This is a genomic window from Bdellovibrio sp. ArHS (assembly GCF_000786105.1).
Taxonomy (GTDB): Bacteria; Bdellovibrionota; Bdellovibrionia; order Bdellovibrionales; family Bdellovibrionaceae; genus Bdellovibrio.
The window spans coordinates 18,352-41,169 of the sequence record NZ_JTEV01000010.1 but is presented as its reverse complement, the minus strand read 5'-3'; the positions used below and the strand labels follow the sequence as shown (position 1 = coordinate 41,169).

The 22,818-nt window shown below is 46.7% G+C and carries 19 protein-coding genes; 13 read left to right on the top strand and 6 right to left on the bottom strand.

Annotation, left to right across the window (positions count from 1 at the left end; all coding sequences use genetic code 11):
* The first annotated feature begins 37 nt into the window (after positions 1 to 37).
* Positions 38 to 1,414 carry a hypothetical protein gene (locus OM95_RS04560; protein ID WP_041870801.1) on the top strand — a complete coding sequence of 459 codons (1,377 nt, stop codon included), beginning with the start codon at positions 38 to 40 and terminating at the stop codon, positions 1,412 to 1,414.
* Positions 1,415 to 1,704: 290 nt separating this feature from the next.
* Here the strand turns inward: OM95_RS04560 and OM95_RS04555 are convergent, their stop codons facing one another.
* Both OM95_RS04555 and OM95_RS17090 read right to left on the bottom strand, forming a co-directional pair.
* Positions 1,705 to 3,111 carry a hypothetical protein gene (locus OM95_RS04555; protein ID WP_041870799.1) on the bottom strand — a complete coding sequence of 469 codons (1,407 nt, stop codon included), beginning with the start codon at positions 3,109 to 3,111 and terminating at the stop codon, positions 1,705 to 1,707.
* Positions 3,112 to 3,121: 10 nt separating this feature from the next.
* The gene (locus tag OM95_RS17090; protein ID WP_291515568.1) at positions 3,122 to 3,757 is read right to left on the bottom strand and encodes a co-chaperone GroES; all 636 of its coding nucleotides are present in this window, start codon (positions 3,755 to 3,757) and stop codon (positions 3,122 to 3,124) included.
* Between the two features lie 117 nt (positions 3,758 to 3,874).
* Between OM95_RS17090 and OM95_RS04545 the strand changes: the two genes are divergently transcribed.
* A complete protein-coding gene (locus OM95_RS04545) occupies positions 3,875 to 6,145 on the top strand; it encodes a transglycosylase domain-containing protein (RefSeq protein WP_291515567.1) in 2,271 nt (756 codons plus the stop codon).
* Here OM95_RS04545 and OM95_RS04540 read toward each other — a convergent pair.
* Positions 6,142 to 7,122 carry an MBL fold metallo-hydrolase gene (locus tag OM95_RS04540; protein WP_041870795.1) on the bottom strand — a complete coding sequence of 327 codons (981 nt, stop codon included), beginning with the start codon at positions 7,120 to 7,122 and terminating at the stop codon, positions 6,142 to 6,144. The two genes, OM95_RS04545 and OM95_RS04540, sit on opposite strands and share 4 nt — an antisense overlap.
* A gap of 42 nt (positions 7,123 to 7,164) precedes the next feature.
* Positions 7,165 to 7,425, bottom strand: a complete 261-nt coding sequence (locus OM95_RS04535; RefSeq protein WP_291515566.1) for a 2Fe-2S iron-sulfur cluster binding domain-containing protein — start codon at positions 7,423 to 7,425, stop codon at positions 7,165 to 7,167.
* 191 nt (positions 7,426 to 7,616) lie between these two features.
* Between OM95_RS04535 and OM95_RS04530 the strand changes: the two genes are divergently transcribed.
* From OM95_RS04530 to lspA, 8 genes are all read left to right on the top strand, one after another.
* Positions 7,617 to 9,575: a hypothetical protein gene (locus OM95_RS04530; RefSeq protein WP_291515565.1), complete on the top strand. Its 1,959-nt coding sequence runs from the start codon at positions 7,617 to 7,619 to the stop codon at positions 9,573 to 9,575.
* 209 nt (positions 9,576 to 9,784) lie between these two features.
* Complete coding sequence (locus tag OM95_RS04525; protein ID WP_041870793.1) at positions 9,785 to 11,317, top strand: hypothetical protein; 1,533 nt, start codon at positions 9,785 to 9,787, stop codon at positions 11,315 to 11,317.
* Complete coding sequence (locus tag OM95_RS04520) at positions 11,314 to 12,204, top strand: J domain-containing protein (protein ID WP_041870791.1); 891 nt, start codon at positions 11,314 to 11,316, stop codon at positions 12,202 to 12,204. The genes OM95_RS04525 and OM95_RS04520 overlap by 4 nt, the downstream gene beginning before the upstream one ends.
* 234 nt (positions 12,205 to 12,438) lie before the next feature.
* Complete coding sequence (locus OM95_RS04515) at positions 12,439 to 13,719, top strand: radical SAM protein (RefSeq protein WP_041871072.1); 1,281 nt, start codon at positions 12,439 to 12,441, stop codon at positions 13,717 to 13,719.
* 151 nt (positions 13,720 to 13,870) lie between these two features.
* Positions 13,871 to 15,751 carry an ATP-binding protein gene (locus tag OM95_RS04510; protein WP_041870789.1) on the top strand — a complete coding sequence of 627 codons (1,881 nt, stop codon included), beginning with the start codon at positions 13,871 to 13,873 and terminating at the stop codon, positions 15,749 to 15,751.
* On the top strand, positions 15,744 to 17,270 hold the full coding sequence (locus OM95_RS04505) for a sigma-54 dependent transcriptional regulator (protein WP_041870787.1): 1,527 nt from the start codon (positions 15,744 to 15,746) through the stop codon (positions 17,268 to 17,270). The genes OM95_RS04510 and OM95_RS04505 overlap by 8 nt, the downstream gene beginning before the upstream one ends.
* 286 nt (positions 17,271 to 17,556) lie before the next feature.
* Complete coding sequence (locus OM95_RS04500) at positions 17,557 to 18,105, top strand: hypothetical protein (protein WP_041870785.1); 549 nt, start codon at positions 17,557 to 17,559, stop codon at positions 18,103 to 18,105.
* A gap of 40 nt (positions 18,106 to 18,145) precedes the next feature.
* On the top strand, positions 18,146 to 18,655 hold the full coding sequence (gene lspA / locus OM95_RS04495; protein WP_041870783.1) for a signal peptidase II: 510 nt from the start codon (positions 18,146 to 18,148) through the stop codon (positions 18,653 to 18,655).
* 11 nt (positions 18,656 to 18,666) lie between these two features.
* On the opposite strand, the gene OM95_RS04490 is transcribed toward lspA, so the two are convergent.
* The gene (locus OM95_RS04490; RefSeq protein WP_041870781.1) at positions 18,667 to 19,191 is read right to left on the bottom strand and encodes a response regulator; all 525 of its coding nucleotides are present in this window, start codon (positions 19,189 to 19,191) and stop codon (positions 18,667 to 18,669) included.
* Positions 19,192 to 20,412, bottom strand: a complete 1,221-nt coding sequence (locus tag OM95_RS04485; protein ID WP_041870779.1) for a HAMP domain-containing sensor histidine kinase — start codon at positions 20,410 to 20,412, stop codon at positions 19,192 to 19,194.
* A gap of 137 nt (positions 20,413 to 20,549) precedes the next feature.
* Here OM95_RS04485 and OM95_RS04480 point away from each other — a divergent pair, with 137 nt between their 5' ends.
* From OM95_RS04480 to OM95_RS04470, 3 genes are read left to right on the top strand one after another with little or no spacing between them, the layout of a single operon-like run.
* Positions 20,550 to 21,134 carry a hypothetical protein gene (locus OM95_RS04480; protein ID WP_041870777.1) on the top strand — a complete coding sequence of 195 codons (585 nt, stop codon included), beginning with the start codon at positions 20,550 to 20,552 and terminating at the stop codon, positions 21,132 to 21,134.
* Between the two features lie 8 nt (positions 21,135 to 21,142).
* Positions 21,143 to 21,757 carry a hypothetical protein gene (locus OM95_RS04475; protein WP_291515564.1) on the top strand — a complete coding sequence of 205 codons (615 nt, stop codon included), beginning with the start codon at positions 21,143 to 21,145 and terminating at the stop codon, positions 21,755 to 21,757.
* Positions 21,754 to 22,812 (top strand): hypothetical protein, encoded by a 1,059-nt coding sequence (locus OM95_RS04470; protein WP_041870775.1) that lies wholly within the window; start codon positions 21,754 to 21,756, stop codon positions 22,810 to 22,812. The genes OM95_RS04475 and OM95_RS04470 overlap by 4 nt, the downstream gene beginning before the upstream one ends.
* Positions 22,813 to 22,818 lie beyond the last annotated feature (6 nt).

Sequence of the window (22,818 nt, the reverse complement as noted above, 5' to 3'; positions counted from 1 at the left end):
AAATAGGGTCTGGATGATCCATATATTAGGAGGACTTATGAAAACTTTCACTTACCCAACACAAAAATGGGTCTTAACGGCGACACTGCTCGCAGTTTTAGGTTTAAATGTATCTTTCAACATGCACAAAGACGGAGTTGCTTCCGCGGACTTCGCTTCCACTGAAGGTCCGGGTATAACGCCTTCAAAAATCTACACCGCTGAAGGTGTGGTGCCGGTTAAATACATTGATAACGGTGAAGACAGAGTCCTCGCCTTGGTTCCCAAAAAAATGACTGAAGGTAAAGTCTGCGATACGTGCGGATATGAGTCTTATCCACTGAGTGTTCAAAATAAAGAAGACATCGACAGCTTGAATGTGGCCTTGATGAAGGCCATCAGTGCTCGTCTGACGACGGCAAAGCCTCAAGAAGAAAAGAAAGGCGAAGAAGTCGTTGCGGACTCAGATGCCGAGAAGAAAGGCATTCTGGATCAGATTGCGGAATCTTGCCATTCTTTAAAAGAAAACCGCGTTTACAACTGCTTGTCGACAAAGTTCGTCGCCGCTCTAAAGAGCAAAGACAAATCCAAAAATATCACCACCGAAGAAGCTTTGGATTTTTATAACGAAGAAATCAAACCACGTCTTCTTTCCAAAGCCGCTGAGGCGCGCAGAAGCTACGAAAGATCTTTGCGCGTTTCCATGGGTCAAGACGCTTTGAACTCGCTAGAGTCTTCGGATGGTTTGATGTCGAGCTCTCAGGACATCGTTGACGAACTTTCCAAGTCAGTTCGTGAATTGATTGAACAGGTTCCAGGTAAATATGAATCGGTCAGAAAAGCTTTGTTGTCTGCACACACGGACATCATTAAATTTGAGGCCGCTCAATATAAAACAGCGTTGAATCGCGAATTGACAACAACGAACACACAAGAATACCCCTATCTACAATATGCTCGCATGAAACAAGGTGAAAACTTGGAAAGCATCTTCCAAACTTTCCACCAGAATACGACTTTGGGTCTTCAAGGTGCGGCTTCCAAAGGTTTCATCACTACAGAGCAAGAAAATCAGTACTACCGACTATTGAATGAGTTCAACACATCCTTGACTCAAGCCATCTTCAATAATGGATCCGCATTGAACGGCGTCGTAACGACTCCCACTTTGGATTTGAATGCTCGCCTTGCTAATCCCGGCCGCGGTTTGGTTCCAGGTGCAGTCGTAAATCCGGGAATTTCTAACAGAACGGGTGCTCCTCAGGTGACTGTGTCTCCGGGCATCGTGCCACAAACCTTCTCGGCTCAACAAATGGCACCCGGCACTTTACCAAACTTCATGCCTCAGAATAACAGTGGCGTTAGTTTCGGTCCGGTCAGTCCTATCTCTCCGCAGTCTCTTCAGCAAAGACTGGACATCCGCGGAAGATTCTAAGAACAGAAATGACAACCAATCCTCCAACGGGCTCACGACGAGCCCGTTTCCTTTTTTCCGAACAACCCCGATGATGACGCAAAAGCTTGCCGCCATAGTGGCGGTCAAAGACCCGGTGAAGTATATGATTTTTTAAAAGTTCTTTTTTAGCATGGACGTTTGCTGCGAACGGCTTGCCCCTCGGCAAAAAAAATCCCGGGGGACTTTCGCCCCCCGGGCCCTGCTCACCACCAAACAAGATGTATTCAGTAAGTCATCAAGCTGTCGTACAAGTTGCAATCAAGTTGTTATCAAAAGCTGATGGCGGCTTTAGATGCAAATCCAAATGTAAAACTATTCTCTAAACCGTCGTTGCCATTTTTAAAGGCGCTGCCGGGGAAGAGAAGACCAAGCTGATTTACCCATTGAATTTTTTCAGATGGTTTGTAAATCACTTCGATATCCCATTCTAGGCCCAGATCTTTTGAAGAATCAACAGAGTTTTTTACGACATTCGAAATTTGTGCCCACACGAGTGTGTTGCGAACGTCTACTTTTTCATTCCATAAGTAATTCACTGATGGTGCAACATAGATCGTGTTGCTCACGAGTTCATCATCCGCAGAGTTGCCAACACCAGGAAGAACTGTGGAATTCGCGGCATCAACACCTGTGCGATAGGCATTGGTGTTCAAGAAATCTTTTTTTCCCAGACGGTGATTGAACAAAAGCATCGCCGGTCCGTAGTTGCGATTGAACGCATAACCGCTGAACTCGGTTGATGAAGGGTCATCACCGGTCGCCATCCCCAGCATCAATTTGTAATCCCATTTGGATTCATTTTTCTGGCTGTAGATTTCCGCAGCGATACCGAAACCGTTGACGCTGACGTCTTCTGTGCCTTTTGTCACGCCAGATTCACCACTTTGAAAACCAGCTTCCAATTTGAAACCGAAAGCGTCGAAACCACGACCCAAAACAAAGTTTGTTCTTTGAATATTCAAATCAGAATTGACGGCATCGCCACCCATGGCAACGATCTGACCAGCGTCATATCCCAAAACTTCTTTTACGCCTTTAACATTTTCCTGATAAACGCCAAGCAAAGATCTATTTTCTTCGCTTTCATATTGAAGTTGGAAACCCGTTGTCGAGATGGTGCCACCTTGACCGTACCCATTAGATTGTCTACGGCTCAATTGCGGCATGAAGAACCAGTCACCCACGACGATCTTGTAAGCGATCATATCGCGTGTATCATACCAGTGATCGAAAAGACCTTTGCCCGCGTTGTACGTCATGCCCAAGCCGAATTCGAAAGGTGCACGGCCGACGATCAAGGCTCCGTATTCCTGATTTACGTTAAGGTAAAGTTGACTGACTTTCAAATCAGCAGAACCCTGATTAGAAGAAGTGGCTACCTCTGTGTTTGCATTCAATCCCCAGATTTCGCCTACTTGCGAGTTCGGATATTGAGTGCTGTTTAAAACATCAATACGCGAAATGATGTTCACACCATCCGCCGCGATGATTTTCGGGCTTAGGTAAAGATAGTTCAAACCGTAGGCTTTTCTTTCAGATGGCGATCCCAATGATGGCTTGTCGATCTCTGTCCATTCCGCGCGGTAACCACCGCTCCAATCCAAACTCATGGCGTGGGCTGATGTGGACAAAAGCGCCACAGAAAGACCCAATGCTTTCAAAAGATTCTTATTCATTTTTATTCCTTTATTTTGCGACCACGCCAAGGACATCCCCCTCGCGAAGGATGATGAGGTCTTCGTTTTGAATTTCTATTTTATTGCCCGCGTATTCAGAAAAAATCACTTTATCACCGACCTGCACGTCCATCGGCTTCAAATGACCTTTTTTTGTCATGTGACCGCGACCAACAGCAACCACACTTCCCTGAAGATTGCCGGACGTGTCAGCAACGGTGTCGGGAATGTATAATCCCCCTGGAGTCATTTTTTCTGCACCAGAAAGTTGCACAATCAAACGATCATCCAAAGGAGTGACGAAACCGCTGAGATCCAAATTCTTCACCGCTTTTGTTTCTTTGACCAAATGAGAAGCCTTCGGAGCAGCCGCCGTCTTTTTGACCGGAGCCTTCGCCGTTTTTTTCGCCGCGGCCGATTTCACCGTTTTCTTAGCAGCCGTCTTCTTGACGGCCGCTTTTTTTACGGCGGCCTTCTTCACAGGAGCTTTTTTTCCTGCGCTTTTTTTCGCAGAACTTTTCTTAACCGGTGCTGATTTTTTTGCGACTTTTTTTGGAGTTTTTTTAGAAGCGGTCTTTTTGACGACCTTTTTTACATTGGCTTTTTTAGCAGAAGCTTTCTTCTTAGCCACAACCAATCCTTTCATTCAAACAAGCTTTCAGAAAATAATTCGCTCATTTGCTTCACAGAGAGTTTTGCACTACTCTTTACATATATGTTGCGACCACGATTAAAGACTATTTTAGTTGCTTTTACAATCCTTGTGACGCTTGTAATCATCTCTGGCCTTGGTGTTGGCGTCTATGCTTACTTTGCACTGGAAAAAGAACTGACCGAAAAATTGGAATCCAAAAAGTTCATAATTCCGACTGAATTCTACGCCGCACCTCCCACATTTTATGCCAACAGTGTTATCCAGATTTCTGACGTGGAAAAACAACTTCTGCGCCAAAACTATCGCCGTCGCGAATATGACCAACGCATTCTTCCCGGGGATTATTTTATTGCAAATCGGGAACAATGTGCGGCCCGCCTTCAGATAGGACTTAACGAAAATCAAGAAGTCTGTATCGGCTGGGTGACGCAAGAAACCTCTACCGTCGATGTGGACAGCTCCCTGCAGGTTTTGGTCGTGCAAAAGGATCATTTGGTTTCTCAGGTTTTCAAAGGGGCCCCTTTTACCGAAGTGAGTGAGGCCTACGCCGAAGCTCCTCTTCTTGCTCAATACATCGGCAACGAACCGCTCATGCAAAGAACAGTGACTTTGGGTGAAGTGCCGCCCATGTGCCTGAATGCCATCATGGCCATCGAAGATGCGCAGTTTTTAGAACACGGCGGAGTCAGCATCAAAGGCATCTTCCGCGCATTGCTTAAAAATATCGCAGCCGGACGCCGCGCCCAAGGTGGCAGCACGATCACGCAACAGCTTGTGAAGAATTACTTCTTAACCAGCGAACGCACTCTGAAACGCAAGCTTCAAGAGTTTGTGATGTCCATTTTGTTGGAGTCCCGTTTTTCCAAAGATCAGATTTTGGAAACCTATCTCAACGTGATTTACATGGGACAAAACGGCGCCTTTCAAGTTCGAGGTTATGGTTCCGCCGCCCGTTATTACTTCGGCAAAGACATCGCAGATTTAAATCTTAGCGAATGTTCATTAATGGCTGCCATCGTCAACAGCCCCGGCCTTTACAACCCTTTCCGTAAACCCGTCAATGCTGAACGCCGCCGCCATCTGGTGCTGGAGAAGATGCAAGGACTGAAATTTGTCTCTAAAGAAGAGGCAGACATCGCGGATCGCATGCCTCTTCCCGGAGAACCACGCACTCAGGCTTCCGAAACGGCGCCTTATTATCTGGATGCGGTTCGCAAGCAGTTGCTTTCACAAAACATCAATCCAGAAGGTCTTAAAATTTTCACGGCGTTGGATTTGGAAGCGCAAGAGGTGGCGCAGATGTCACTGAGCAACCACCTGGACAATCTGGAAAAAAACAATAAATACATCAAGGGTCTGCACGACAAGGGTCACAATCTTGAAGGCAGCGTTTTAGTCGCCAATAACTCTACCGGGTTGGTCAGCGTTGTTGTCGGCGGTCGCAATTACCGAATGACTCAGTTCAATCGCGCTATCGACGGTCATCGCCAGATCGGCTCGATCATGAAGCCCTTCGTTTATTTGACCGCACTTTTAAACGAAACCCCCGAAGGACATCCCTACACGCCGATCACTTTGCTAAATGATGAAAAATTCAACTATAAGTACGAGGGGCAAACGTGGTCTCCGGTGAATTACGGCAAGCAGTATTTCGGTTCGGTTCCGATGTTCTATGCATTGAAGAATTCTCTCAATGCCGCGACAGCCTCTTTAGGCATTGCGGTTGGACTTGGGAATGTCGTTGATGTCACTCATACGATGGGCGTCACCTCAGAACTGAAGTCGTTTCCTGCGATGACTTTAGGGGCCTTTGAAATGTATCCGAAAGAAGTGCTGCAAAGCTATATGACTTTGGCCAAAATGGGACAGAAGCAACCGATCTCTTTCGTAAGACGAGCGGTGAATTCGGAAGGGACCGAAGTCTTTGTTCACAAGATAAGCACCGAACCGACAGTGGATTCTGCGGCCGTTGCAAGCCTTGTGGGTATGATGAAACAAACGGTGCTGTCAGGAACGGCCCGATCTATCACTCTGAGCGGCTTTCAAAACCCAGCCGCTGGCAAAACGGGCACGACCAGCGATAATAAAGACGCCTGGTTCGCAGGATTCACACCCTATCTGACATCCGTTGTTTGGGTGGGCTACGACAATAATATTCCCCACCGCCTGACAGGTTCCAGTGGCGCTGTTCCCGTATGGACCTCTTTTATGAAGAAGATTGGCACACGCTTCCCTGCCGACGACTTTACTTGGCCAGAAAACACCAAAAAAGTTGTTTTAGATCAAAGCACCTTGGAATCTTTGAATGCTTATAAAGAAAACGATCCAGCCCAGGTCGAACTGATCTTTGACGCCAACAAAGCGCCTGAAGGATTTTAAAGTTTAATTTCTAAGCCTTCGTAGGCAAAGTCCCATGGAATCGGCGCCAGAGTTTCACCATTTCTGGCGGCGAATTTTTCGCGAGATTCGTAGTATTCACGCGTCTGTCTTTTAAGTTCTAAGACCTGTTCAATGCGCGCACCGGGATCATGATGCGCAAACAAAATGCGCTTAATTCCCTCACGCAAAGCAATGTCCAAGCCCACTTGAGCCGCACTGTGCCCCCAGTTCGCCTTTTCCGCCAATTCAGGAAGAGTGTATTGCGCATCGAAATACATCAAGTCCACGTTTTGATACAGTGGCAGGTCATCGGCCAGCTCTTCACGAGTGACCCGCGTGCCTTCGGTATCAACACAATGGGCATAAACCTTCCCTTCGCTTTCGACTTTCAAGCCCCAACAAGGATCCGGATGGTCTAGTTGATAGGGTGTCAAAGTCATGTCCTCAAGGTGAAAGGGCTTCCGTGGTTCCAATGTATGAAACACCACCTTCGCCTTCAACGCTTCAAAGGGAACAGGAAAGTAAGGTCGACTGAAAATGCCCCGAATTAATTTTTCAAGTTCGGGTTGAACGGCGTAATAGTGCACTTCACAGCCCGGAATAAAATGCGGTGTGAAGAAGGGCAATCCAATGACATGATCCCAGTGAAAATGAGTCATGAATATATGGAAGGCCCCTTTGGAACGGCCGGTAGTGCCGGTCATAATGCGCTCACTGAGATTACGAATACCGCTACCACCGTCGATAATTAATTGCGCCTTATTGCTTTGAATCTCTACGCAGGTCGTAGCTGCGCCATAGCCGCCAATACTGGGAACTTCGGCGGTCTGAATGTACTTAGAAATCTGCGAGGGGTCACGATAGCCCATAGAGAAGAAGTTACGAAGAACTCCTTCTATATGATAAGTCCAATCCGTTGGCGGCGGCGCTGACGGAAGAGATCCCCGCACTCCCCAAAATTTTATCGTGAGCGACATATCAATCAGGATACGGATTTATAAAAACGAATCAAATACATATTAGGAGCTGGACTTTTTATTATAGTTCACAACGACATAATCAGACCATGGTACGGCCTGACAGGTCCTAACGATGCGAGCCCCCTCCACATCCTGACTGGTTTTGCCTTCTTCGATCAGAGCCTCGCACGTTCCACAACGACCTTCCATACAACTGTAAGGGGGAGTGAGTTGAGCAATCAAAGCAAGGTCTAAAAGAGTGCGCCCTTCTTCAGCAACAACCTCTGTCGTTTGATCTCCGATGATAAATTTTACTTTCATGCGTCTATTCGAACACTCCGGGAAATCCCGTACAACCTGTTTATGGTATCTAGCGACATTTACCGGTAATTCGCTCTAATTTCGTATTTTTTGCTTTTGTATTCTTAGGATTCCTTGGTAAGCCTTCGTGTCGCCCTGAACGGACGTTCTGGATATTGAAGCTTGGAAGCTTTTTAAGAAGGGAATGGATTATGATTAAAAGACATTGGTTCACGCTGCTTTTGGCATCGGGTTTCTTGTTCAATGTTGCCCCTGCTCACGCAGGCTGGGAAGTTTTAAAACCCGCTAACATTTGGGAAAGAATCCAAAAGGAAGTTGCCAAGCAAGACATCGGTGCAAGCGTTAGTTTGGTGAATGCTGAAATCCTGGAAGGTATTTCGACATCTCTGCGATACAAAATCGAATCCGAGCCCTCTTACGTCAATGGCTTCTACACTCGCATTGACAAATATTCTTTGAACTTTGGCCTTAACCCAGGGGACTTCATTGACGACTTGGATACACCGATCGGCATGAGTTTGGAAAAAGGTTCCGAGATCATTTTCGCCCGTCAGTTTAAAAGCCAAAAAGATTCTTTGTTGGCTTTGCCCTACACACCTAGAAATCTTCCGTTCACAGCCGAAAAGGCCCTTGAGCGTCTTGAACCGGGCGACTTCGTGGCTTTTGAAGGCCGCCTTGCCTTCGTTGTTTCATTAAGTCATGACATACTTAAGGGAGAATTCACTGCGGGCGCCTCTACGCACGCTCTCATCTCGGGTGAATTCATGGTCCATGTTTTCCGCATGGCCGATGATAAGATCCGGGTCAAATTGATCGCCGTTCGTGGCAAAGGCGTCGGAGCCAATGCGGGCATCGATCTTGCCGATGAACTTGAAGTTCTTGGCGTCAGCATCATCGACGATCGTATCCAAAAATGGTTAAGCATCACGCCGCTCAATTTAGGTGCGGGTCTTAATAAAAATGACGTCGTCATGTTGGACTACGTCTTTGACCTAAGAAACCCGGACGCCGCCAAAGCTTACGACAGCTTGATGCTATATAAAGTGCAGCTCAAGGATATTAAAGTCGCAAATCCTTTGGTGACTCGTAAAGATTTGACCCAAGAACTTTTGGCAGACTTAACAGACATCGAAAACATCGCTTTAGAAGACGGCTTGTTGCCGCCGGAACAACGTCGTATTGATCGCGTTTTCAAAGGTTCTTCCGAGGGCTTTAACAAAGATGCACGAATGAAATTCGGTCTAAGTCTTTGGAAGTTTGAAGCCGGCAAAGCTTATGGTGAAAACAAGGTTTTAAGTTACGATAAACAAGATAAAGAGCAGTATTTCTTACTGGACACCTTGTCGCGCTATAAAAAGACCAAAATCTTTTTCGGTCTTTTCGGCGAAGAGACTTTGATGACTTCCAACTTGCTGTTCACGGCAGACTCGAATTGGGTTCCACAGCGCTTTGTGACTTTGACTTCCGCTGCGGAAATGAAGATGCGTGATGTTTCCAGACGTGACGTGGCTGAAATTCAACGCTTGGTAAAGGAAACTATCGGCGAAGAAGAATTTAATAAAATTCCTTGGCACAATTGGGATGATGGTGCGAAAAAGCATGTAAACGGATACTTCAAGCAAGAGGTGTTTTTCAATCCTGAGGCCTTGAATGTCTTGCCATACATGACCGAGAAAGCTTTGGCAGTCCGCTTTAAGCAATATATCAGCGAAAAAGGTCGCCCTCGCTCTCGCCCCTTCGTTGGTGGCAACAGCCCGATTGATTATCTTACAAACTGGCTGGCGGCCTTTACTGGCGACGTCAACCGAGTGGCTGCACGCCTGAAAATCGTGACGGATCCAAAGAGAACAGTGCAAGAGCGATTCGATGCTTTCGAAGACTTACAACAAATGCCCATCTGGAAAGAACGCGGCATCGGCTTTTTGATCTCTTTTATCTCTGAAGAAGATCGTCCGAAGTTTCTTCGCTACGAAATGATTTTGTCCGCTAAGGGGACAAAAGGAATTCAATACAGCTTCGGGACTTTTGCCGAAGAAAAGCTGTATCGCTCATTGATGTATATCCAAAATATCATCAACAACCGTTCTTTCGATTTACGTCTGTATACAGACTCGAATGGCGAATTCCGCACGACGGCAACAGCGCCTTAAGAAGAACAGCCCATCAAGAATAAAAAACCCGCTTTAACGCGGGTTTTTTTATGTCATCCACATCATCAGCGACCACGGAAATTCTTAGACTGGATCACCGACCCCGTCCTTAAAATCGCCTCATTATGGGAAGATTCAGAAGCCAGCCCCTCCAGGCGCACTAAATATATTTTGATTTCGTTCCGATATCCCATTTAGAAGGATATCTCATGTCAGCACTTTCCTACATTACGGTGACCGCACTACTGCTTCTTTCGATTCAAGGCCGAGGTGAATCCCTAGAGAGCTACGCGAAAAAGTTGGCCTGGACAGCCGCAAATATCAATAGCACTGAAGTGACTCGTGCATTTCACGGAACTTACCAAAGTATTTTAAACAGCCCCGCACAATATCCTGAATTTGACAGTTCAGAAGGCAAAAAACTCTTACGGCAAAGCGAAAACCTTATGGGGGTTCTCAAGCTTAAGGAAAGGCTCAATCAGTGCCCCGTCGGCCATGCAAAGGCGATGGCTGCGCTAAATAATCTAGATGCCTCTTTGGCTGCTCATGCCTTGGATAGCAATAATTGCGTGACCGAAAATACACCTCGTTCTTCCGCTCAGGATCTTGGGAAGGTCGCTCGCCACGTCGAAGAAGATCGAAAGCAGAAAGCCAAAGAAAAGATTCTTTCCTATGCTCAGGCGCAATTAAATACTACGAAAACATATTGGGAAGATATCGCGAAGAAAAAAAGTGCCGTGGATATTGCCGTAGATCTCACGGTTCGGGAAAAAGACTTAGATATCAATCCGCCTTCCGAGGGCGTCGATCTTCTCTTCTATACAAAAGCTATCACCAAGCGAAGCGACAAGAAGTTCATTAGAGCCAAAGATGTTAAAGAAGCCCTGAAGGAAGTTCAGGGGGAGCTGCAAACTCATCAAAACTATCTTAACGATATCTCTGGCGAAAACGATGTTGATGAAAATTTGCAAAATTTGATCGTTTCGAATCCAGCGGCAGCGGCGCGATTTCTAATGGAAAATCCAGACTCTTTCGACTTGATTTGCAAAACCCTCCAAGATTACGACAAACGCGCCCAGCGTAATGAAAAGTTGGAAAAAGTCGTCTTCTGGGGAGGTCTTGTTGTCGGCGGCGTTCTTCTGGCGACAGGCATTGGTGCCGGAGCCGGAGCCCTCGTGCTGTCGGGGACCGCAGCGGCGGGGACTTTAGCCACTGTGGCCGCAGGATCTGCGATCGCGGGAACAGCCTTAGGGGCTGCGGAAACGGTCTACTCTTCCAGTCGAGCGCACCAACTATTCATTGAAGCGCAAACCGCCCGGGCATCCGCTTTCGCTGAAACCGGATCTCGTGATCGTTTTTCGCAAATGCAAAATTTAGAGTCTGAAGCTAATGAGGAACTCATCTCTGCAAGCCTATCCGCGGCTTCAATGATTCCATTCGGAGCCGGATTTAAAGTCATGAAAAATGCCGCAAAAGCTTCACGGGCGGCACAGATGAGTGAAGTTGCAGCCACGAAAGCCCTGTCCGGCACTTTGAAAGAAGTGGCCAATGATAAGGTTGCTTTAGAAGTCTTCGAGAAGGCGCAAAAAAAGGTCAGCAACGAAGAAATGGGCGAATTTTTAGGGGTGCTGTCTCAGCTCCCGGCTCACCAACAGCAGGAAATTTTAAAACTGGCCAAAGAAAAACCTGACAGCCTGGCGAAAGCCATTCGCGAATCTACGAAACCTGGAGTTTGTCGATGAAAATAATTTTTTTCTTCGTTCTTATATGGTCCTCGTTATCCTATGGCGATGAGTTTTCTGCGCAGATCGACAGACTTCGCAACTCGAAAACTTTCTATGATTTGTTAGAGGTCAGCCCCCAGGCAACTGATGACGAAATACGCAAAGCCTATCGACGAATGGCGCGCATTTTTCACCCAGACTTGCATGCAACAGATCCGACAAGATCAAGAATTTCGACAGATGTGATGCAGAAACTGAATCGCAGTCGAGAAGTTTTAACTGACCCCGTCGCAAAACGAAATTACGATTCAACCCTTCGCAATAAGCCAAGCCAAAACACGCGCTCACAAAGTTCGTCATCCTCTGCGGGCAAAGGGACTTCTTACTCTTATTCATCTTCATCTTCATCTTCATCGTCTTCGCGGCAGTCTTCCGAACGCCCCTATAACTTTGAGGACTTTGACACCAGTTCCAAAGGAACTTCAGGAACGAGTAGCAAATGGACGCCTCCTGAATTTGAAGAGCCCTCCGTGAACCCCCACAAAAAATCAGAAGGCTGGGGCACTTGGGAAAGAGGTCAGGAGAAGGCCTGGAATCCCCAAGAATTTAGCGATGCCGAAGAACCCAAAGGTAGAAGTTCCTCTTCTGGACAGAATCGTTCACAGACTTCCCCAAACTCAGAGTCGTCTTACCGGGAAACGTCGCAACGATCCTCTGCTGCCGGGCCGACGGAATCGCCAAGAACCTCCACCACTTCAGCTCCCGAGCCTGATATGCCTCGTACTCAAGCTGGGTCTTCGTATTCTCCCGGAGCCAGACAGGCAAAAAAAGCGACTGATCTTTATGAGAATGTCTCCCGCTGTGGGCGCGGATTCTATAAAAGTGTGATCGATACGATGATGTAACCGGCAACAGGGGCTTTCACTTCAAGCCCCCGCCTTGCAAAACAAGAAGCTGATTTGTCCTCACTGTGTCTATACATTGTCCTACCTTGTATTAGTTACCTTTTGCTCCCACGCCCCTGGCGATAGAGCCAAAAACACACCATATTAATTCCCATAAGATCATGAAATTATTGAGTTAATTAAAATTACCCAGGCGTCTCATTTTGGAACAGTTATTGCATTACCTTAATGCGCATGGAACAACGACGATACAAAGACATTGTAGCATTTAAATGGGGACAAAACGCTCCCTTGGCGTTCCATGCTCGCAATCTGGAAGTCGCTGAAATTTCAGAAGACACTTGGGCCTCAATGGAAGACGCCGCGAAATCGACTGAGGCGGGCCATGAACTGGCGATCTGGGAAAGTGACGCCAATCCCGACGTCAAATCAGGTAAACTAGAGCCCGGCATCCGCAGCCTCACTATTAACGTCACTCAAATCTGCAATCTCAAATGCACCTATTGTGCAGCCGGTGGCGACGGAACTTACGGCGAAGCCCAAACCAAAATAAATGTCGAAAAAACCCTGCCCCAGTTGCAGTTCTTTTTGGAAAGACTTCCTGCAAATAGCAATTTCAGGATTACCTTCTTGGGCGGTGAGCCCTTGCTTTATCCAGAAGGAATTCAAGAAATTGCAAACTACGTAAGACTGATGGCTGCAGGTCGAAATATTCGTCCGCAGTTTTCAATTGTCACTAACGGCACTTTAATGAATGAGAAAACATTAAGTGTTCTAAAAAATATCAAAGCCAACATCACTATCAGCCTTGATGGGCCGGCAAGCATAAATGATAAAGCTCGTCCAACCAAAAACGGGACAGGTAGCACCGAACTCGTTATCGAAGGCCTTAAACTTCTTAGTACGGCCCGAGAGTCTTTAGGACGCCTCACTCTGCACGGCGTGTTTAACAGTGATAACATGAATCTTGTTTCGGCTTACGACTTCTACCGTGAATTTGACGTGGATAAATATGAATTCACATATTCAGTGGCAGACAATGACGAAGCCAGCAACAAGGAATTCGTTCAGCAAATGAATCACATTGCCAAGAAGGCTTTTACTCTTGGTGGCGAAACGGAGCTCAGAAAAATAGGCGCCTTCGACCAGTACTTTTCCGCATTGGATAATCAACAACAAACGGAAAACTATTGTGGCGCGGGAAAGTCTTTCCTTATGGTAGATGCGAAAAACAATCTGTTCACCTGTCCTTGGGAAGTGGGCAACAAGGCCGAACAGGTCGGTCAAGGATCGCATTTAGACCTTGAGAAACTAGAACAATATCAGAGCCCGTTAATCGAAAAGAATAGCTGTCAAAGCTGCTGGGCGCGTTATCTTTGCGGCGGCGGCTGCATGTTTATACATAAACAAAGTACGGGCAATAAACATCAAAAAGACGGTCAGTTTTGCTATCGCACCCGCAGCTTGATTAGTACTGCATTATTATATTATAAAATCAGCAGGGAATCCTGCTAAGAGGAACTTATGACAAAGAAAACACATATTAAAAAAGTAAAGCCTCTAAAGCCTGTTCTGCCAAATCCTGCCATTAAAGGTGGCGGTTCTGGAACTGGTGAAGGCTGCATCCCTGTTCGCTAAACTTTTTTAAAAAAGACATTAAGGACTTATGCCTCTTCCTCCCTCCCCCGAAGAGAAATCAGTTCCCTCTAAAAAGGGCAACTATCAAGCACTTGCGCTGCGGGTCTTATTCGCGGTGGGGATTTCTATTCTTTTAGCGCAAACGAACCTGGAATACATCGAGTCCTATCTTTATGACCTTAGAAATCGCACAAAGCTTTTCAACTCGACATCGGGAAATATCGAACTCGTCTATATCACGCCAAAAACTATTCAAACCTATAAAGGCTTTCCGTCCGCGACCGAACAAACGAAACTTTTACGTTTGCTAAAGGCCCAAAGCCCCAAAGCCGTCGTTTATGACTTCGATCTCAACGAGACTCCTGGAGCGACGAGTGAAAAGGACATTTGGGAATCGAACATCGTTTCTGACAAAAATGTCTTTGTGGCGGGACGTTCGACCCCTTTGAAAGGGGAAGAAAACCAGTTGGTTCTACAACAACCTTTTGAGCAGATCTCTCTTTCGCCGTCGCCAAAGACAACAGATCTCGTCAATTTTGCGAAAGACGGCGTCACCCGACGAATGATTTTAACCTACCAAGATCGCCCGTTGCTTTCCACACACTTGGCGGGTCTTTTCAACTCGGGAATTCAAAACGTAAAAAGCATCCGTGGGGTTTTTGATTTTTACGGAACCGATCAAGCTTATATTAATTTTCATCCTGCTAAATCATTTCCCTCAACCTCTTTTGAATCCTTACTGCAAGGAGATGTGAATCCCGAAAGATTCAAAGATAAAATTGTCCTGATTGGTACGGATCTTGGCTTAAATGAGGCGGAATATATTCAAAGCCCCTACAACCGGGATGCCATGGCCATGACCCGGATTGAATTGCAGGCCAACGCCATTGATACTCTGATCACCGACTCGGCACCGATACGAGCTAGCAAATACGTAAACTGGTTTTTAATCCTGATAGCTTCTTTGTTAACGACTCACGTTGTTCTGACCATGAAGCCCGCTCAGGGTCTTATGGTCTTGGGCGGCACTCTTATCGGTTTTGTGGGTATAAGCTCACTAGCGTTCTGGGTGGGTGGCCTGTGGTTGCCCATGGCGGCACCGCTTTTAACAATCTTCCTTTGCTACTACTTCTTCATTCCGTATCGCCTGATCGTCGAAAATCGACGTAGCTGGGAATATTACCAGAAGAACAGACTTTTAAGTCAGGTTGAAGAACTTAAAACGAATTTCATTTCGATGATGTCTCACGACCTAAAAACGCCGATTGCGCGCATTCAGGGAATGACGGACATGATTTTGGCGGACCCGGTGACGCTGAGTCCGCAACAGCGTGAAGCTGTCGACACCATCCGACACTCTTCCGACGATCTTTTGAAGTTTATCAATGCGATTCTGAATTACGGAAAAATCGAAAGCCAGGGCGTACAGCTTAATTTACAAAGCAAGGATATCAACAACCTGCTTCAAGAAGTCATTCGCAAGCACGAGTTTCTTGCGAAACTGAAACGCATCCAAATTGTTTCCGAACTAGAACCCATGTTTCCCATTCCGGTCGATGCCGATCTGATGAAACAAGTGTTCTCGAACCTGGTCGAAAACGCCATTAAATACAGCCCGGAAGACACCAAAATCATGGTTTCCAGCGAAGAGTCTGCCACCAAAGTCGTTGTCCAGGTCGCCGATCAAGGCCCTGGCATACCCGCCGATGAGCTGCCAAATATTTTCATGAAGTTTTTCAGATCCAAGAACGCCAAAAGCTCGCCGATCAAGGGGTCAGGATTGGGGCTTTATCTGGCTAAATACTTTACAGAACTCCATCATGGACGTCTTTTTGTAGAATCTTCCCATGGTAATGGTTCCACATTTACGGTAGAACTACCTATCGAGCAAGGGGGTACACATGCTTAAGGTTTTGGTTGTAGACGACGATCAGGGCTTAAGACTCTCAGTTAAATCCGCACTCGCAGTCACTCAAAGATTTGAGGTTGACGAGGCTTTCGATGGTGTCAATGCCATGGAAAAGATCAAAGGCGGAGACAAAAAATACGATCTTGTGATTCTTGATGTCGACATGCCTCGCATGAACGGTCTTGAAGCCCTTCGCCAAATTAAAGAGTTCGATCCAGGTATCATCGCGATTATTATGACCGCGCACGCAACCTTGAATGATGCCATCCAGGCCGTCAAAGATGGTGCTTACAACTATCTTCCTAAACCAGTCGGCAGTGAGCAACTGCTTGAGCTGATCGACAAAGCCGTCAATGCCCACAATTTGATTTCAAATATCGCCGCTTCCGCACCCGTCATGCACGAAGCCGGTCGTAAAATCATCGGTCACACGTCCCAGATGCAAAAGGTGTTTAATATTATTCACCGCCTGGCGAAAGTGGATACGCCCGTTTTGATTCGTGGTGCTTCCGGAACGGGTAAAGAACTTGTTGCCAAAGCGATTCACTACAATTCAGCTCGTAAAGATGAAAAATTCGTAGCCATCAACTGTTCGGCCATTCCAGAGAATCTTTTTGAATCTGAACTTTTCGGTCACGAGAAGGGCTCTTTCACCGGCGCAGACCAACGTAAAATCGGAAAATTCCAGTTCGCAGAAGGCGGCACTTTGTTCCTGGACGAAGTGGGCGATATGCCACAACTGATGCAGGTGAAAATCCTGCGTGTTCTGCAAGAAAAACTGTTCACTCCCGTGGGCTCTAACCGTGAGTTCCCCACAAACGTCAGAATCATTGCCGCGACGAACAGACCCCTTGAAGATATGATCAAAGCGGGCACCTTCCGTGAAGATCTGTTCTATCGTTTGAATGTCGTGCCCATCTTCTTGCCCGCTTTGGCAGAACGAAAAGACGACATGGAACACATGGTGAACATCTTCATCAAGAAGTTCAATCAGGCCCACGGTAAACGCATCAATGGCATCGCTCCGGATGCAATGGCCGTTTTGAAAAAGCACACTTGGCCGGGCAATATTCGAGAACTTGAAAACGTGATTGAACATGCCTTCGTTTTGGAAATGTCGAACATCATTACGATTGCTTCTTTACCCGAATCTTTATTGATTGCGACGGGCACTAACTTGATTGATGTTCCGCCAGTGATGGAAACGGCTCAAAGCGTGGCTTCTGCAGGAATTGCGTCGGCTACTCAAGCCCATGCATCTTTGGGTGACGATGAAGATTCTGATCTGGGTGCTGATTCTGAAGATCTAGATAGCGAAGAAATTCTGCCTTACAACGGCACTGAAAATCTGGACTTCAACGCCCAGAAAGAAGCCTTCGAAAAAGAGTTTATTATCAAGGCTCTTAAGACGTTCCGTGGACGGATCAATCAAACGGCCCTCCACGCCAATATTCCGAAAAAGACACTTCTGCGCAAAATCGAGAAGTACGGAATCGTGGCGAAAGACTACGCCAACTAAACGAATTTAACAGAATTTAGAAGCCCACAAGGTGAAAGCTTTGTGGGCTTTTTTATTTGCTCTAACGGGGGCAGAGCAGATCTTGAAAAGAAAAAATCAAGAAAAACCTCCGTCCTTCATTTCGTTTTTCGCGATGCCTCTAGTTTTGTAATTGAAAGACACCCCCTGCATCTAGATTTGCATATTTTTTGAGCATAGAAATATTAGGATTTTGTCGTGAGCTACATTGACTCACAGTAATGGGTTCTGTAGTTTCAGTCCCTCACCTGCCGGAGAACTTTAATCGATGACCATGAACCCGTTGCCACCACAGGCATACACGAAAGAGACGTTGCTAAAAGCCTATCAATGGCTGACTGTGCAAAACTCTTCGATCAAGGAAATGGCAACGACTCCGGATATTCTGGTGAGCCTGTACCTGAAGGCCACTCGCGATGGCGACCACGCCCTGGATCGCCCCAGCATTCAAAACTTCAAAAATGAACTAAAAAGCCTCGCAGGAATGATGGGTGAACTGGACGGTCCGTCTTCTCGCCCCGCGATGACTTCTCGTCAGTCACAAGTGGTTACGCCAGTTCAGCAAGTCCAGCAGGTTCAACAGGTTCATGTAGTTCCAACTCCGGCAGCGGCCACAGCGACACAAACTCAGGTTTCTTATACCGAGAAAACCGTCACCGCGACGACTCTTCAGCCGGATTTAATGAGTCTCTTGGATTCCTGCTCTCAAGGCATGATTCAGGAAGTCAAAGATGAATTCAATTTGAGTTCCGACTTGGAAGCCCTTCGTATGTTGATAAAGGTCGGTTACAGCCGTTCCAAGGTGCTTCTTAAGTAGTCTTTGCTTGGTCCGCAACAATTGCGCTATACTCCCCTGCATGAAACGTAAATATATCTGGCTTGTACTCATCTCTGCTTTTCTTGTGGCTTTAGATCAAGTTATTAAGGTCTATGTTCACACGCACTTTCATCTGGGTGAATCCATCTCTGTGATTCCGAATTTCTTCAACATCACTTACGTTAGAAACTTTGGGGCCGCTTTCGGATTTTTGGCAGAAAGCCATCCGGACTTCCGCGAGATTTTCTTTTTGGCTATGCCACCGATCGCTTTGATCATCATCCTGGGCATTCTTCGCGGCGTGAAAGATGAAGACACCAAGCAGATTCTTGCTCTTTCAAGCATTTTCGGAGGCGCCATCGGAAACTACATTGATCGCATTCGTTTCCGCTATGTGATCGACTTTTTGGACTTCCACATCTACAACCGCTGGAGCTGGCCAGCCTTCAATATCGCCGATATGGCTATTGTCGGCGGTGTAGGACTGCTCTTGCTTCTGATGTTTATAGAAAATAAAAAGAAAGAAAAAGAAAAGGAAGGCGCGGTTTAGCGCCTTTTTTATTATTTATTCGGGATGTTTTTGCGAAGCTTTCTTTGCAGACTTTGGCGATGCAAACCCAGCTTCTTTGCTGCCTGAGTGATATTTCCATCAGAACTTTGCAGAACGTAATCAATATACTCGCGCTCCATGCGGGCCAAAGAAATTTCCTGTTCCGGCACTTCCTCACCGATATTCTGATCGGTAAAGGCTTTGATAATCATATCCGGCGTCACGGGTTTGCTGATAAAGCTGTGCGCCCCCAATTGCATTGCTTTGACGGCAGAGGCGACACTGCCGAAACCGCTCATCATGATGACTTTGGCTTGAGGGAATTTTTCCTTCAATCCCTTCAAAAACTCTAGACCATTTTCAGAACCCACGCGCAAATCCAAGAGGGCCCACTCGGCCTCATGAATTTCTTCCAAAGAGGGCGTATGTGCAAAACTCGTGACGGTCATGCCACGATCCTGAAGTTCTTCCGTGAGCACTTCGCGAAGGTTGCGATCATCCTCGATCAGTAAAAGTTTTTTGCCTTTGATATCCATTTAGGCCTCCTCTAGGGGAAGACGAATTTCCGCCGTTGCGCCTCTTCCCGAGGTGTTGTTGAAGATTCTGAATTCACCGCCTGCGGCTTGCGCCATCATAGAGGCAGAATAAAGTCCCAAGCCGTTGCCGTCTACTTTTGTTGTGACAAAGGGCTCGCCAAGTCGGGAAAGAGTCTCTTCGGAAAGCCCTTCACCCAAATCTGTGACTTCCAGATAAATCCAGGAATCCAATTTAAAAAGACGAACATAAATTTTCGAGCCTGCCGAAGATGCTTCGACGGCGTTATTCAAAAGGTCAAAGAAGGTGTTCGAAAATGCCAACACCTGAAGACGACAATTCAACGGCTCGGCCATAAAATGTTTTTCAACGGTGATCGTGTTGTTTTCTTTTTCCCAGACTTTTAAAAGATCCTCACACAGTTTCTGAATCTCGACGGTCTGAAGTTCCGCCTCGGCCGACTGGGAAAAAACCGAAGCCATGTGTTGGAACACCTGAACGCATTCGTCTAAAGAGCTTTTCGCCTTTTCCAGCTCTTCGCGCGCAGCCACTTCCTGATCGGAAAGCTTTCTAAGTCCCCGCTCCATCCGTAACTTCAAAGAGTTCATGGGCGTTGCCAATTGATGAGAAAATCCCGCCGTTAAAGCGCCTAAAGACTTCAGGCGATCTGCTTGATGCTGACGATCCTGCAAAAGACGAATGCGCATTTCATTCTTTTTCAACAAGCCAGAGAAATAATGACTGACAAACCAAGAGGCCGTGACGAGCACCCATTGGGAAAGGAAGCTGAGCCACAGATCCGTGAGGTCCGCCCCCAAAGTGATCTTCGCATCCAGATAGGTCTCTAGTTGTAAAAGCCCCAAGAGCAACAACACGGAAATTCCGAAAAGATAGGAGGCTCGCTGTCGTAACAACATCCCGCCCAGAAAAGAATGAATGCACAAGATACTGACAAACGGATTTTGCGCTGAACCGCTCACAAAAAGCAGACCTGCCGCCGCCAAAAGGTCCACCCATAGATGTACCAACGTATGTTTTTGGCGGGCCTGTTCTTCACGAGGCCACAAACCCTGTGACACAACATTGAAAGTCGCAAGTAAAGCCAGCACAGCGACAAAATAAAAAATGTCCCGTTTCTGAAGCACGTGCCAGTGAATAAGAGGAATCAACCCCAACGTAAGACAAAATATTGCGATCCAGCGAAAACGAATCAACCCAGGCATGGCCTTTAGATAGCGGACAGAGGGCGTTGCCGCAACAAGTCTCTCTCTTACGCAACCATTCGTTGCATTTTTTAAATGCAAATTACTTGCATCTAAAAAATCAGGGTGCTAGAACGCCTATAAAGCAAAGGAGTCCAATGAAGAAGCTTCTAATCTCGATCATTCTTATATTCTCCCCCCTTGTGTTTGCTCACGATCACACCACGGACTTAGGAATTCTTAATCGCTCCAAAGTCGGTGCGGCGACGGCGGCCGCTCTGGAAATGTTTGAGACCTCTGGAATCGGATTGATTTACAGCTTCCAAACGGAAAGTGTGCAAGAGGACGCGACGGCAAAAATCTATTATGTCGCGCAGAACACCGTAAAGTCGGCCTCTTATGACTGCCATTTTCATACTCACGACAATGTGCAAGAAGCTCACTGCCACGAAGGCCCCGAATTGCCTTCTATGCCTTCGTCAGCTCCTTCTTTAAGCTTCAACGTCGATTCCTTTCTTGAAGCCTTAGCATCCTCTCTGGATATCTTTGAAAGAAAGGTGTCATCTTTAGACAACCTCCGGGCCATCAAAATGTGGCAAGCGACTTCGGAGATGTCTGTGGCGTTAACGTCCGTCCTCAATGGCGTTGAGTCAAAATCCTATTTTATGTGTCACATTCATAGTGGCAGCGAAATCGATTGCCATCGCACTCGCAACGCGGGCCCCGACGAACCGTCTTTTTAGGAGCAACCGTGAAGCGCATTCTTTTTCTATTTTGCACTTTCGGGATGTTGTCGGCTTGCGGAGGCGGACACAATCCTGACCAAGAAAAACTGCAGCAACAAGCGCAGAAAATTGGCGACCAGGCTTATTTTGAGATTTCTAAAGACACCGGAATCATGGCAGACACTGTTTCTTCAGTCGCCTCGGGGGCAAACTTTGAGGTGAGTTTTTCTATCGAGGATGGCGGGACTCTGTCGTTCTTTACCTTCGCGGACAGTCTTCTTAAAAATGGCATCGAATTTATTTTCCAAAGACAAGGTTCGAAGCTTTTAGTCTTTAGTTCCGCGCAAGGGCACACCCAAGATTGGTCCGTGCTTTTTGCAAGTCTAGATGCTTCAGCGGTTTTGACCTTTACTTTTGACGTTCATAATAACGAGCGCCCCGGACATATCTTGCTGTGGGAAGGGCCGAAGAGAACGTCACTCAACCACCGCAATACTTTGTACAATTCAGCCGAAGACAGCTTGGATTTGAATTATGATAACAGCCCCGGCAACGGCTTCGGCCGAAATTGGGGATTTAAAATTCATAAAGCCCGACTTATAAAAGCTCTACTTTCAGAGCCACAGGAAGCACACGAATGAAACGATTTATCCCCGGTTTTCTTATTCTTATTTCGGGCTATTCAGCCATGGCCCAAAATCTTTTGCAAAACATCCAAACGGCCGCAGCCATTGATATTGTTGCCCCGTTTGACTTTGAACAATCCGAGGACAATAAACTCGATATCCGCGCGGTCGAGCTGGCTTTCTTTGGACCCTTAGATCCCACTTTCGACGCCAATTTAAATGCGGCCGCTCACAACGAAGAAGGCGAGTTCGTTTTTGAAGTGCATGAGGCCTATGTTTCTTCCAATAAATTGATCCCCTCCTCGCGCTTTAAACTTGGAAAATTCTTCTTGGGTGTTGGACGTCTGAATCAGTTTCATCAACATGATTGGGCCTTCGTCTCTGCACCACGCGTGCAAAGAGAGTTTTTCGATGAAGAAGGTGTGGCGGATACGGGCGCCGAATTTTCCACTCTTTTACCAACAGACTCTTATTGGGATATCACTTTAGGCGTCACCAACGGTTACACCTATGGACATGCACATGACGCTGGAGAAAAACCGCACGTACCGACTCATTACCTGCATCCTGTGAACTTCGTCGACTTCGGCGAAACCGGAGCTTTGCAATGGGGCATGAACTACTTAGGCCGCACCGATGGCCAAGGTGTACAAACACAGCTTTATGGTTTGGATTTTGTCTTCAAAAAGATGGAAGGCAAACTTCTGCGCTTTCTTTTGCAATCTGAAATCTGGTATCGCAATCTGAAGGCGCCCGAGGCGGACCGCCAAGAGGAAGTCGGCGCTTATATTTTTCCACAAATGTCCCTTAATGAACGATTGTTCTTAGGCCTGCGGGTGGATTTGTTTTCGGAACTGTCGCGCACCTTCCAATCGGATGGTTCAAAGCAGGACAACCTGGAGTACGGCTTGGTGCCAACATTGACTTACAGACATAGTGAATTCACGTGGTTTCGCGTGGCCTATACCTATGACGTGCAGACTTATAAAGGCGAATCCGATGATTTAAACCAACGCATTGAGTTCCAACTGGTCTCGATCTTAGGGGCACACCCGGCCCACTCATTCTAGGAGGTT